The 11967-nt window shown below is 67.0% G+C and carries 15 protein-coding genes; 6 read left to right on the top strand and 9 right to left on the bottom strand.

Annotated features, from left to right (window positions below; genetic code table 11):
* A partial coding sequence (locus AB0M20_RS09235; protein ID WP_364296161.1) for a winged helix-turn-helix domain-containing protein occupies positions 1-247 on the bottom strand: 247 nt, incomplete at its 3' end.
* A gap of 63 nt (positions 248-310) precedes the next feature.
* On the opposite strand from AB0M20_RS09235, the gene folE reads away from it, so the two are divergent.
* The 4 genes from folE to AB0M20_RS09255 all read left to right on the top strand — a co-directional run bounded on the left by folE (position 311) and on the right by AB0M20_RS09255 (position 2631).
* Positions 311-886: a GTP cyclohydrolase I FolE gene (folE, locus tag AB0M20_RS09240; RefSeq protein WP_364296163.1), complete on the top strand. Its 576-nt coding sequence runs from the start codon at positions 311-313 to the stop codon at positions 884-886.
* A 1-nt stretch (position 887) separates the two neighbouring features.
* Positions 888-2084 (top strand): FAD-dependent oxidoreductase, encoded by a 1197-nt coding sequence (locus AB0M20_RS09245; RefSeq protein ID WP_364296165.1) that lies wholly within the window; start codon positions 888-890, stop codon positions 2082-2084.
* Positions 2081-2272 carry a hypothetical protein gene (locus AB0M20_RS09250; RefSeq protein ID WP_364296167.1) on the top strand — a complete coding sequence of 64 codons (192 nt, stop codon included), beginning with the start codon at positions 2081-2083 and terminating at the stop codon, positions 2270-2272. Before AB0M20_RS09245 ends, AB0M20_RS09250 begins: the two co-directional genes overlap by 4 nt.
* Before the next feature lie 68 nt (positions 2273-2340).
* Positions 2341-2631 (top strand): SelT/SelW/SelH family protein, encoded by a 291-nt coding sequence (locus AB0M20_RS09255; protein ID WP_364296169.1) that lies wholly within the window; start codon positions 2341-2343, stop codon positions 2629-2631.
* A gap of 3 nt (positions 2632-2634) precedes the next feature.
* Here AB0M20_RS09255 and AB0M20_RS09260 read toward each other — a convergent pair whose 3' ends face one another.
* The 4 genes from AB0M20_RS09260 to AB0M20_RS09275 form a co-directional block, all read right to left on the bottom strand.
* Positions 2635-3429, bottom strand: coding sequence for a metallophosphoesterase (locus AB0M20_RS09260; protein WP_364296171.1), 795 nt, complete (start codon positions 3427-3429; stop codon positions 2635-2637).
* Between the two features lie 6 nt (positions 3430-3435).
* Complete coding sequence (locus tag AB0M20_RS09265) at positions 3436-3762, bottom strand: hypothetical protein (RefSeq protein WP_364296173.1); 327 nt, start codon at positions 3760-3762, stop codon at positions 3436-3438.
* A 15-nt stretch (positions 3763-3777) separates the two neighbouring features.
* Complete coding sequence (locus tag AB0M20_RS09270; protein WP_364296175.1) at positions 3778-4119, bottom strand: hypothetical protein; 342 nt, start codon at positions 4117-4119, stop codon at positions 3778-3780.
* Positions 4120-4998: 879 nt separating this feature from the next.
* Positions 4999-5316: a hypothetical protein gene (locus AB0M20_RS09275; RefSeq protein WP_364296177.1), complete on the bottom strand. Its 318-nt coding sequence runs from the start codon at positions 5314-5316 to the stop codon at positions 4999-5001.
* 475 nt (positions 5317-5791) lie between these two features.
* Here AB0M20_RS09275 and AB0M20_RS09280 point away from each other — a divergent pair, with 475 nt between their 5' ends.
* Positions 5792-7018 (top strand): helix-turn-helix transcriptional regulator, encoded by a 1227-nt coding sequence (locus tag AB0M20_RS09280; RefSeq protein WP_364296179.1) that lies wholly within the window; start codon positions 5792-5794, stop codon positions 7016-7018.
* A gap of 3 nt (positions 7019-7021) precedes the next feature.
* Here the strand turns inward: AB0M20_RS09280 and AB0M20_RS09285 are convergent, their stop codons facing one another.
* Positions 7022-7720: a YdcF family protein gene (locus tag AB0M20_RS09285; protein ID WP_364296186.1), complete on the bottom strand. Its 699-nt coding sequence runs from the start codon at positions 7718-7720 to the stop codon at positions 7022-7024.
* A gap of 368 nt (positions 7721-8088) precedes the next feature.
* On the opposite strand from AB0M20_RS09285, the gene AB0M20_RS09290 reads away from it, so the two are divergent.
* Positions 8089-8649 (top strand): GNAT family N-acetyltransferase, encoded by a 561-nt coding sequence (locus AB0M20_RS09290; protein ID WP_364296181.1) that lies wholly within the window; start codon positions 8089-8091, stop codon positions 8647-8649.
* A gap of 132 nt (positions 8650-8781) precedes the next feature.
* On the opposite strand, the gene AB0M20_RS09295 is transcribed toward AB0M20_RS09290, so the two are convergent.
* The 3 genes from AB0M20_RS09295 to AB0M20_RS09305 all read right to left on the bottom strand — a co-directional run.
* Positions 8782-9801, bottom strand: coding sequence for a beta family protein (locus AB0M20_RS09295; RefSeq protein ID WP_364296188.1), 1020 nt, complete (start codon positions 9799-9801; stop codon positions 8782-8784).
* A 199-nt stretch (positions 9802-10000) separates the two neighbouring features.
* Positions 10001-10615 (bottom strand): MarR family winged helix-turn-helix transcriptional regulator, encoded by a 615-nt coding sequence (locus tag AB0M20_RS09300; RefSeq protein WP_364296183.1) that lies wholly within the window; start codon positions 10613-10615, stop codon positions 10001-10003.
* A 296-nt stretch (positions 10616-10911) separates the two neighbouring features.
* Positions 10912-11967 (bottom strand): hypothetical protein (locus AB0M20_RS09305; protein WP_364296185.1); only part of this gene is annotated, 1056 nt, incomplete at its 5' end.

Consider the following 11967-nt stretch of genomic DNA (forward strand, 5'->3'; position numbering starts at 1 on the left):
CCGGCTCGTAGACCTTGGGCGCGCGGCCCCGCCCACGCTTCTCGCCTGGTGGCGCCTCATACCGAGCGGTCAGCAGGCCGGCGTCCACCAGCTTGTCCAGATGGAACGCGGCCAGGCTGCGCGACATGGCGGTGCCCGCGGCGGCCTCCTCCCGCGCGACGGGATGGTCCTGGCGGCGCACGTAGTCGTACAGCGCGCGGCGGGACGCGTCGGACAGCGTCGACACGGCGATCCAGCGGTCGGTCACCTCCAGATAATATCACTAACGACGGCTATTGAAATTACTGGAGCGCGGGTACACGATGGCGTCATGACGGTTACCCTGCGGCGTCCGAGTCGCGACCTGCTGGCGGCCGAGCACGCGGCGGCCGAGTTCATGACCGCGCTGGGCATCGACGTGACCGCCGAGGGCATGGCCGACACCCCGGCGCGGATGGCCCGGGCCTACGCGGAGATGCTCACGCCACCGGAGTTCACACCGACCACCTTCGACAACGACCACGGCTACGACGAACTGGTGCTCGCCCGGTCCATCCCGATCCGATCGGTGTGCGAGCACCACCTGCTGCCGTTCGTCGGGGTGGCGCACGTCGGCTACCTGCCTGGGCACCGCATCCTCGGCCTGTCGAAGCTCGCCCGCGTCGTCGAGCACTTCGCGCACGGCCCGCAGGTGCAGGAACGCCTGACCAGGCAGGTCGCCGACTGGCTCGACCAGCAGCTGCGGCCGCGCGGCGTCGGCGTCGTGATCGAGGCCGAGCACCTGTGCATGAGCCTGCGCGGCGTCCGCGCGGTCGGCGCTCGCACCGTCACCTCCACCCTGCTCGGCGCGCTGCGCGTAGACCCCGGCTCGCGCGCCGAGTTCCTCGCGATGGCGAAAGGACACTGACATGACATTCGTAGTGGTCGGCGCCGGCCTGGCCGGCGGCAAGGCCGTGGAAACCCTGCGCGACCAGGGGTACGACGGACGGATCGTGCTGATCGGATCGGAGGAGTCGCCGCCGTACGAGCGGCCGCCGCTGTCCAAGGGCCTGCTCCTGGGCACCGCGGAGCGGGACAGCGTCTTCGTCCACACCCCACAGTGGTATGCGGACCATGATGTCGACCTGCGCACCGGGACGACCGTCACCGGCCTCTCACCCGAGAAACGCCTGGTGGCGGCCGGCGGCGAGGAGATCGTGTACGACCGGTTGCTGCTGACGACCGGCGCCAGCCCGCGCCGACTGTCCGTGCCGGGCGGTGAGCGAGCCTTGCTGCTGCGTACCCTCGGCGACTCCGAAGCCATCGCACGGGCCGCAACCGACGGCAGCCGGATCGTGGTGATCGGCGCCGGGTGGATCGGCCTGGAGGTCGCGGCGGCGGCGCGCTCGCACGGCGCGGCCGTCACGGTCGTGGAGACGGCAAGCCTGCCGCTGCAGCGGGTGCTCGGCGACACGATCGCCACGATCTTCGCCGACCTGCATCGAGAACACGGCGTCGAGTTCCACTTCGGAGCAAAGATCAGCGAGATCACCGCGACGCACGTGCTGCTGGCCGACGGGACGGCGTTGCCCTTCGACGCGGTCATCGCCGGGGTCGGGGTCACGCCGAACGTCGACCTGGCTGCTCAAGCAGGCCTCGCCGTTGACAACGGGGTGCTCGTCGACCGGCAGCTGCGCACCAGCGACCCGGCGATCTTCGCCGCCGGCGACGTCGCGAACGTGGACCATCCGCTGCTCAAGACCCGGATCCGCGTCGAGCACTGGGCGAATGCGCTGCACTCCGGTCCGGCGGCCGCGCGGGCGATGCTCGACCAGGACGTGTCCTACGACCGCCTGCCGTACTTCTGCACCGACCAGTACGACCTCGGCATGGAGTACACCGGGTGGGTGCCGCCCGGCATCGACGCCGAGGTGGTCGTGCGCGGCGATCTCGCGAGCCGTTCATTCATCGCGTTCTGGCTGGTGGAGGGGAAGGTGGCGGCCGGAATGAACGTCAACATCTGGGACGTCAACGACGCGATCGCTGATCTCGTCCGGGCCGGGGCCGTGATCGATCGGGGGCGGCTTGCCGACCCGGGCTTGGCGCTGGAGGAGTTGCTGCCGTGAGCGAGGAGGTGGAGCGGCTGCGGCGGTGGGAGGAGTCGGGTGCGTACTGGGAGGTGGTGGCTCGTACCCCGGGTGGGTTGGTGATTGCGCTTTTGACCTGCGATCTCCGTGAGGAGGTCGACCGGTTGCGATCGGACGACCCAGAGCTGGCGTCCTACGTCGGCGAGCGCGACCGGGCCGACGACTAGAGACGTGAGTGCATTATCAATTTTGGTGCCGCCGCCGGACTGGGCCCGGACGTGGTGAACTTCTTCCCGTGACACTGAGAGAGCCGCGGTTGGAGATCGAGTACTGCACGCAGTGCCGGTGGTTGTTGCGCGCCGGGTGGACGGCGCAGGAGTTACTGACGACGTTCACCACGGAGCTGGGCGAGGTGGCGCTGGTCCCGGGCACGGGCGGGGTGTTCGAGGTCCGGCTGGGCGACGAGACGTTGTGGTCGCGCAAGGAGGCGGGCGGCTTCCCCGAGCTGGCGGAGCTGAAGCGCTTGGTCCGAGATCGCATTGCGCCGGACAAGAGCCTGGGCCACACGGACCGCACCGCCGGTTGATAATCACGCGGTCAGGACGACCACCCGGGCGTCGACGTTGACGATATGTCCATCGCCGACCGCGGCCACCGGCTCGGCCCAATGCACGTGCCCGCAGAAAGTCAGCGCCGGCGCTCGCCGCTCGAGCTCGCCGCGTACCGCGATCCGGCCGAGCTGGTCCTTCCGGCTACCTGTCGGCCCTTCATGCAGGAGCAACACGTCCGGGGGCGGCGTGGAGACCTTATCGACGAGGGTCAGGAACGCCGTCTCGCTACGCCGCATGGCACGCCCGGGGTCCCCGACGACTCCCGACACTCCTGCGATGGTGACGCCGCCGAACTCGCGGCGGTCGCCGTCCAGCAGCGCGACCTCTGGTCCGAGCTCCGCCACCTGGGCGGCGGTTACCTCGTCGTGATTGCCGGCCACGCCGAACACCATCGGGCAGCCCGCGGCGGCGAAGGCGAGCCACACGTCAAGGACCGGGCCCGAGGCACCGCGTCGGTCGGCGCCGGGTGCCGAGTACAGATCGCCGGTGAGTAGAACGCCGACCCGGTCGGCGGATGGCAGAAGCCCGCTCTCGGCCCACACTTCCATGTAGTCGGCGAGCGCGATGCCGAGTAGCTCCGGGTCCCCGCCGAAGGGCGAGGGCGTCACTCCTTGCAGATCCCCAGCGGCGAGCAGCGCGTCGCAGCCGGCCGGAAGCTCATCGACGGCCAGTCGTTCGACGGCGAGTTGAACGTTCTGCGGGACGCCGCCGGGTCCGGCCGCCCGGTACGAGAGCGTCGCCAGCCGCTCCGGTCGGGTGCCGAGCAGTCGCATCGGCTGCTAATCCACGACGCTGCGGTAGAGGAAGCGCCACTGCGGTAGTGGCGCTAGCTTGGTCCGCACCTCATCGGGGCGGTCGAACTGATCGACGAACAAGAGGTAGCGGCACTCCGGGAAGTCGGGTTCCTGGAAGTATTCGTCGTCGCCGTCGCGGAGGTCGTTGGACTGAAGTCGGAGCTCGCCGGCGCCGGTTCGTGGGCGCGCCGCCAGATAGACGCCGCGATAGTCACTCTCATGCTTGACCCAGTCCACATCAAGGGCATCGGCCAGCTTGCCGGCCTCATCACCGAGGCTAGGCTCGCTGTATCCGTACACGTCGTAGATCACTCGTAAGCTTCCCGGTCAGAACCAGACCTTGATTGTGGGCTTGCGGCTGGCGGCCTCTTCGATCGTACGGAAAATCATGAGGTGGACCCGGCGACCCGTCTCGGCTGACGCATCGCCGACGATCCCAACGAGCCCCAGCCGGTCGAGGTCGCGCTGGTTCAGCGGGCCGGTCGACACACCGTCGCCGCGAAACGGTATGCCATTCTCGCGGGCGGCCTGGTTAACCGAGCCTCCACTGATGGCGATGTCGTAGTCGCTGACCCGGCCCTCGTCGAACGGCGCCCCGCTTTCCGCGCTGCGCCCGGTGACCGAACTACCCTGGAAGCCCATGTCGAGGTCGGGATAGACCTCGCGCATCCGGCCGCGGAAGCGGGTCGCGAACTCGCGGAACTGCCCGAAGTCGCGGAATCCATGCGGTACGCCCGCAGGTTGGCCGGGCGGTGATGGTCGAGACCCCGGGGAGGACGACGGGCCACCGTCTGCGGCCGTGGGTCGCCCTCGCTCAATTGCCTCGCGGGCCTGGTTCTGGCCCTGCTCCACGCTGTCAGGTCGCCCACCTCGGCTCCGGCGGCCCCGGCCGCCAGGAGGCGACTCATCACCGCCACCGCGACCGCGAGATCTCGGAGTCAACGTCCGCCTCCATCTTCATCGGAAACGACCTTATCGCCCGAGTGCCGGCTCTTTCATTCCGGCGATGGTCAGTGTCGGCTCGGCCAGAATGTCGCGGCCGAGGTCTTGCAATAGATCTCGTCGACGCTGCCGAATGACGCAGGTTGGTGTCCGGGCGTCGCTTTCCTTTCGACCTCGAGATCGGGCCGAGCCGCTGGAGCAGCCGTCGGCCGCGCGCATAAGCAGCACAAGAGCCATCCTGTCTGGCGGTGTGGGGCAAGCACCTACGCCGATATTGCGTAGCTTCGCCAAAGCTCTTGATCGTCGGAGTCGGGCGAGGTGCCGGCCGGGAAGTCGGTCCGGCCCACGCTCGGATGCCACGCCGCAATCAGCGCGCTGAGACTGTCCACCAGCAACGCCGGCCACCGCAGCCGCTCGACGAGCCGGCACCGGCGGTTCTGTTCGCCCCAACCGGCCGCGGCGTAGCACTAGTCGATATGGCCGCCGGCCTGGTAGGGGACGGTTCTTGGTCGGTCATGTGAGTGAAGCGGATGCCTAGCCCTTCCGTCATCCGGTGGCCGACCTCAGCGGGTGCGGGCAGAGCATCGCGCATGACGGATCGCGCTTTCACACTATGGTGCTCTCGTCATTCAGCCCGCCCAGCGCATCGGGCTGCGCCGGACGGGAGTCCGCAGTTGGGGCCACATGGACCCAGTTGAGGAACCGGTCGTAGAAGTCGGGCATCGGTTGGGCGGCCGACAACTTGCCGGCGTCGTTGATGGCTTCGTGCATTTGCATCGCCAGATACAGGCGAAGGCTGAGATGGGCACATCCGAACTCGCGGAGGAGGTTCATCTTCGCGGTCACGCATGGCCACGGTCGCCCGCATTGCTTGCATGCCCAGTCGGGGCGGTTCGGCACATGGTCGACCTGGTTGACGGTCACTGCTACCTCCCCGTTGCATGTGACCTTGCGACTTCGCGGTGTGTGCGCATCCGAGGCAGCGACGGCCACGCCCGGGCATGAGCCCGAGCTGCCCTCGGGTCCTCAGTAGCCGTTCCTGGAGCGACCTATCGGTGGGCCCGACGCTGCCGATCCGACGGACACCCGGTCCAACGCTTGGTGGGCGTGCTGGCGGGCGAGTTCGGTCGTGGTGGCGCCGCAGGAAGGGCACCATCGGTCCTTGACCTTGAATGACACAAGCCCGGCGATGAAGCCAGCAAGTAGTGCAGCCGCCAGTGCTCCGACCAACATGGCGATCACCTCGATCGGTGCTCTTGCCGCCGCGGCTCAATACACGGCGCCGAAAACGTCTGATCCGTCCTGACATCCAGACGGTAGGCTGAGCGCGACATGGCAACCGGGAATCCGTTTACCGGGTCGGTCCAGCGTGGGCGGTCAGGATGATCACATGCGAGGTATGACCGACGACATGACCACCGGGCAGCGCGTGGCGTTCTACCGGCGCCGTCGCGGCATGTCGCAAGAGGTACTGGCCGGGTTGGTCGGTAAGACCGGCGAATGGCTACGGAAAATTGAAACGAACCGAGCTGAGCTTGATCGCCTATCCGTCATCCGGGCAGTCGCCAAGACGCTCGACGTGTCGCTCGGTGACTTGATCGGCGAACCGGATCTCTTCGAGTGGTCACCCGACTCAGGCCGAGAAACGATTCCTTCGCTCCGCGCAGCCCTCCACGATTATCGCCATCTCACGCCGGCGATTCTTGCCCTCCCGGAGGACGAGCCACCGTCGCTGGCCGACATGGAACGCGACGTAGCGGACGCATGGAACAACTATCAACGATCGCAATACGGCACTCTCGCACGCCGACTTCCATTACTCATTCACGACGGGCAGACCGCAGTCCGGTTCTATGACGGGAACGACGGTCAGCGCGCCCACACCTTGATGGCGTACGCACACCAGGTCGCCACGCTGTTCCTCACGAAGATCGGCGAAGCGGACCTCGCATGGATCTCGGCGAGCCGCGGCCTGGCAGCCGCGAACACCAGCAACGATCACATCGTCATCGGTTCACTGGGCCGGGCAGCAGCGCACGCCTTGGTGTCCATAGGTGAGTACGGCCAGGCCGTCGGACTAGCGGCAGCGACTGCTCAATTTCTCCAGCCTCGGCTCGCCAAACCCACGCCACAGCTGCTGTCGGTGTACGGGAGCCTTCATCTCGTCTGCGCCATGGCATCGGCAAGAGACGACGACCGCGGCTCGGCCGACGTGCACATCGGCGAGGCCGAGACAGCAGCAGTGCGGTTAGGCGCTGACGGCAACTTCGTCTGGACTGCGTTCGGCCGCACGAACGTCAAGATCCACCAGGTGGCCATCGCCAACGAATTCGGTGACGTACAGCGAGCGATCGAGATCGGTCCACATCTGGACACCTCAGGTTTGCCGGTCGAGCGGCGCGTGCGTCACGCCATCGAGACTGCGAGGGCGCACGCGCGATGGAACCAGATAGACGAGGCACTTGACGCCCTACTAACGGCAGAACAGATCGGTCCCGACCAGGTGCGTTATCACCGACTGTCTCGCGCGCTGGTCCGGGAGATTCTCAATCGGCCCCGACCCCCGGCCCTGGCGATCGAGTTGAGCGAACGCATGGGCCTTGGAACACGACTGCCACGGTGGTAGAGGTCACACCGGAATTCCTGGAATCAATCGACTCGTGTAGCCCGCAGCCACCAAACGATCGAACGCTCCTTTGACATCCGCAGGGACGTCCTGCGGGATTGCGAAGCCCCTGCGTGCGTACTCGTCAATCCGCTGCGTGTCCCCAACCAACATGTCGATAACCTTTTTGACGTCGCCGATGTTCGCCACGTACTCGTCCAATGAAAGCGGCAGAGAGGCGCAGATCACCTTCACCGTGGGCCAGACCTTCCTGCAGGTTGCGTATGCGCGACGCTGCTGGTATGGGCGAGACATCAAGATTATTGATCGAGCTTCGACCCCCTTCGCGATCAACAAGTCTCTCGTCAGAGTGAGGTTCTCTGCCGTATTCCTGGCGTTCGGTTCGATGAGAATCGAGCTTTGTGGGACGCCGTTCTCCGCGGCATATTCTCCGTAGTGGACGGCTTCACCCCTTGGGAATTGCTCTACCGTGGTCGGCGCGTTGGCGCCAGTGAAGACGACGCGCGGAAACATGCCACGGCGAAACAACTGGACCGCGATCATTGCGACGCCGAGATCGTGGCTGCCCAATCCTATCCCGACGTCACAGGGATGCAGCTCGTGCCGTAGGTCGTGGTAGTTCCACAAAGTCTCGACATCTGAGCGCAACTTATCCGGGACATTGGGTGCCGAAGCCCCGGCGGTCGAACGGCTTGCCGACAATTCGGGGCCGTTTTGGGCATTCGTCACTGCGGAGCAACGCCGGTCGACGCGGAGAAGCCGGCCATAGCACAGTGGAGCCGTCCAACCGCTGCAGCTAGTCCCTCAGGACAAGCCAGGTGCACGACACGTTGCAGGCTGGCGCTGTCGATCGGCCGCGGCGGCAAGGACGCGCTAGAGACATCGTGTGCCGTGGTCCAGACGCGTGCCCGATCCACTCGCGCTTGTCTCATGGACGCTAGCCTAAGCGCGAACGGTGTAGAAGATGGCGTCGTCGCGCAGGATGCGCCCTTGAGCGAGGTGAGTCGCTCCTGGCTGCGCCGCAAATAACAGCATGTGTTGCTGTTGTTCGTCCACTAACGTCGCGGCTCATGGAGAGCACCACCTTACGCACCGAACGCCTTGAGCTTCGCCCAGTGCGTGACGAGGACGTCGACCGGATTCTGGAGTACCGCAACCTGCCGGAGGTGACTCGCTGGCTAATACGCACGGAGGTTGAACCTGTGTCGTTGCGGGCGGCGTGGCGGCGCGCGGCGGAAGATCCGAACGACCACAGCGCGGCCGTCACGCTTGACGGCGTGGTCATCGGAACCGTCTCACTCGACCTGGTCGACGGAATGGGTCAGCCCGGCATGCCTCTGCGGACCGAGGCCGAACTCGGCTACATCTTCGACCCGGCCTATGGCGGTCAGGGCTATGCGACCGAGGCGGTGACCGCGATGGTGGGACACGCGTTCGACCGGCTCGGGGTACGACGAATCACTGCCGGCTGCTTCGCCGACAACCTCGCCTCGGTGAGCATCCTCGAGAAGGTCGGTATGCGTCGTGAGCAGCACGGCGTTGGCGACTCTTGGCACGCCGAGCTGGGCTGGGTGGACGGCTACACGTACGCCCTGCTCGCCAAGACGTGGCGTCGAGAAATAGCGCCGTAGAGGCCGGCGAACAGTCACCTGCTGCTGGCTCGCACAAGGCCCCGCGCGTCTGTGTAGCCAGCCTCAACCGATCGAGCCGAAGCGGTAGAGATCCAGCAGGGCGCATTAGCCTCGACAGAGGCGATCTTGTCGTTACTGATCTGCGCAGTTGCCGCCGAGTTGGTCGACGACATGGGCCACGTGGTGGGAAGTAGCCCAGGCGCGCCAGCTCGTGGCATTCCCGGGGCCACCCAGACCGGCCGCCCGTTGAGCGATCTCCGCATCCCCCCAGGAGTAAGCCTGTCCCTGAGATGGCCAGTGATCCGCCGCGACAAGCGCCTCACATAAACGGTAGATCGCGGTGTTGTCATTGTTCTCCATGGTCCAGCGGTAGATCCACCATGCCTCGTCATGGGCATAGCGCAGGTTGGGCATCGGGCGCCAACCGCCACGAGTCATCCTCGGATGGGCGATGCCGTAGTCACCGTACTGAAGCCCGAGCTCTCGAACGCGCTGCCACAACAACAGATCCCATCGCCGTACGGGTGTCGCAGTGTTGGTGGGTAGATCGGAGATGGAAGCCGGCATTGCGCCGGAAGCAAGCGTTATCGAATGCCACGGATACTGCCGTGCCCACGACACACACTTACGGACAACGGGCTCCACCCTTGTCACATCCCGCTCTGACCGAACCTCGAATACGTCGATCAGCAAGGAATAGTTCTCGACCGGCAGCCCGGTGCACCGCTGCAGCCGGTTGAGCTGCGCCTCAGCCTCTTCGTCGTCCGGGTCCACCGTATCGCTGCCCAGGCGAACAACAGCGTGTCCGGAGTGCCCACTGGCTGCGTCGCCCGCGTCCGCTAACAGGTCGTCGCTGTCCTGGAGGTGCACCACCGGCAAGATCGGGATTCCCCAAGCGCCAAGGTCATCCGCGATGTCTCGCGCCGGCCTACGCGGGCCGTCGAAAGGGTCGTCGAGGTAACTGATGTCGACGCCGATCGTCATGTCCCGGGGAACCGACGCCTGCGCCTTCTGCGCGAACGCGTAGGCATCCTTCGTCGGTCCACGGCCGGTCGGCGCGACCTCAAATATCGGCACGATCCGCGAGACGGCATCACCCGACACCTGCGCGACGGCTTTGAATTCCCCGTCACGCCCCTTGAGTATCGGCATGTAGACCACCGCTGCACCACCTCGACGCGACGCCAGCACAAGGAAGTCACTGCCATCGATCGTCTACGCTCAGTGCCTGTTTGACAACGCTGAGTTCTCAGGTGCCGGCGGAAACAGCCGACATCGCCAGGAGCCGCAGGAGTCAGCGCGCCGCATCCGACAGGCGCCGGTCCGTTCCTCGGTCGGCACCCCGCGCCGGCTATCGCGTCCGCGGCGGGCCGGTGGCCGGCTCCTGCTCCGGGCAGCGCAGTCGCAGCTGCTGATGCCCGAACGGCGCATCGACGAGTCGGCAATGGTGCGGGTCAGCGGAGCCCGGGTGGGCGTACCCGTCGAAGAAGCGGCAGGTGAGGCACATCTTGACCACCGGAATCTGCCCCTGCTGCTGCAGCCGGCGGATCTGATCGGTCACGACCTGCAGCAGCTGGCGCTGGCCGGCCTCGTTCAGATTCCGCAGCTCGGCCAGCAGATCCGAAGCCCAGTGTTGCAACTCCGGCGCCTGTGCCCGGCCCCGGTCGGTGATCTTCACGGACACGTCGCCCGCGGACGCTGCCCGCCCGAGGGCGACCAGTCCCTCGCACACCAAGGTTCCGATGGCCGACGCTGTCGCGGGCGCGGTCATGCCGGCATCCGCCGCCAGGCCGGCGAACGTGTACCCGTCCCGACGGCGGCTGAGCAGGAGCAGCAACTGCTGCTGCGCGAGCGTACGCTCCAGCGCGGCGGCAGGGTCGTCGTCGGCAAGGCGCATGGCGACAGCGACCCTGGCCAGACCAGTGGCCAGCCGATGAGGCAAGGCTTCAAAGTCCACGGCGGCCATCCACGGTTCGCGATACGTCGACAGCACGTCACGCTATCGGACGATGGTGCCCGAATCGATGGTCCTGCGGCTGCAACTCCGAAGCCACGCGTCGGGCGCCTGTCCGATACCGCTCAGCGGCCGGGGGTTGCAAGCGGCTGAAAATGCTCCGTGCCCCCCGCCGCCAGCGGTGGAACCGCTCTCACGACACCGCTTGGTGTCGGCCGGGACCACCGGCCGCTCGGGAGGATCCGTGCACCTTCGCGCGGCCTCGGGATTGCTTTCCAGTGCCGGCCCGAGAAGCCCTATCGCGATGATCAGGTCAAACGCGTGAGGGCTCGTGCCCGGGCCTGGAGGACCGGATTTGCCACGGCGGCGGCGGCCGTGCGGGCGGGTGAGATCCGGCTGTGGTCTCCGAGCTCCGCCTGGTGGACCAAGGCCCAGGCGAGGAATTCGGGTAGGTCGGCGCGGGCGGCGTCGGTGTGGAGACGGGCCGCGGCGGATGTGGCCACGCGGGTCGGGTCGCGGACCGCCAACTCCAGGTCGGCTAGGCCGATGTAGGCCGAGACCCATACGTAGCGGTCCGGCACGCGATCGCAGCGCCGCCGCGCGTCGGTGATCCAGGTGTGCGCGGTTCCGTGGTCACCGGCATGCAGCGCGATCAGTCCCAGGGTGCAACCGGCCATGCCCTCCCAGCAGGGATCGCCGAGCTCACATGCGAGCGCGAACGCCGTTTCTGTCTCTCGAGCGGCGGTGTCCCAGTCTCCGGCCTCGATCAGCGCGTGGGCTCGCATCACCTGCGGCCATGGCAGAAACGCGTTCCAGCGTTCCTGGCGCGCCAGCGCGATGCTGGCGTCGGCGGCTGTGCGAGCTTGTTGGGTGTTTGCGGACAACAGCAGGGATCGGGCGAGAATGCCGAGCGACCACGCCTGCCGGCGGGCGCGTCCGGCGTGCTGTGCGACCGCTGCGGATTCGGTCAAGGTTTCTGCGGCTGTGATGTGCCGGCCGCGGTCGGCCTCGTTCATGCCCTGCACGGCGAGGATTCCGGCCGTCAACGACCGGTCATTCAGGTCCGCCGCCTGCTTGGTGGCCTCACGCAGCGCCCGGTCGGCGGAGGCATGCCGACCGGCCTGCACGTCCACGAAGGCGAGCTTGCGCAGGATATCCGCGGCGACACCGGGGCGCCCGGCGGTGCGGGCCGCTCCGAGGGCGCGGTGCAGAACCACCGCCCCTTCGCCGTCGAATCCGCGGACAGCGTGGACCAGGGCGCCGCCGAGAGCGGAGAGCACATCGGCCTCCAGCGCCGGGTTGCGGGCGCGCGTGGCCTCCTCCGCCGCCCGCCGCAGGGTCTCGACCCCCGCGTCCGCAGCGCC

The organism is Actinoplanes sp. NPDC051633 (assembly GCF_040681735.1).
Lineage (GTDB): Bacteria > Actinomycetota > Actinomycetes > Mycobacteriales > Micromonosporaceae > Actinoplanes.

What these genes read in the sequence shown, in the direction of transcription:
- folE (WP_364296163.1), top strand. Translation starts at nt 311, where the DNA reads ATGACGGTTACCCTGCGGCGTCCGAGTCGCGACCTGCTGGCGGCCGAG.
- AB0M20_RS09245 (WP_364296165.1), top strand. Translation starts at nt 888, where the DNA reads ATGACATTCGTAGTGGTCGGCGCCGGCCTGGCCGGCGGCAAGGCCGTG.
- AB0M20_RS09260 (WP_364296171.1), bottom strand. Translation starts at nt 3,429, where the DNA reads ATGCGACTGCTCGGCACCCGACCGGAGCGGCTGGCGACGCTCTCGTAC.
- AB0M20_RS09270 (WP_364296175.1), bottom strand. Translation starts at nt 4,119, where the DNA reads ATGCGCGAGGTCTATCCCGACCTCGACATGGGCTTCCAGGGTAGTTCG.
- AB0M20_RS09280 (WP_364296179.1), top strand. Translation starts at nt 5,792, where the DNA reads ATGACCGACGACATGACCACCGGGCAGCGCGTGGCGTTCTACCGGCGC.
- AB0M20_RS09290 (WP_364296181.1), top strand. Translation starts at nt 8,089, where the DNA reads ATGGAGAGCACCACCTTACGCACCGAACGCCTTGAGCTTCGCCCAGTG.
- AB0M20_RS09295 (WP_364296188.1), bottom strand. Translation starts at nt 9,801, where the DNA reads ATGCCGATACTCAAGGGGCGTGACGGGGAATTCAAAGCCGTCGCGCAG.
- AB0M20_RS09300 (WP_364296183.1), bottom strand. Translation starts at nt 10,615, where the DNA reads ATGGCCGCCGTGGACTTTGAAGCCTTGCCTCATCGGCTGGCCACTGGT.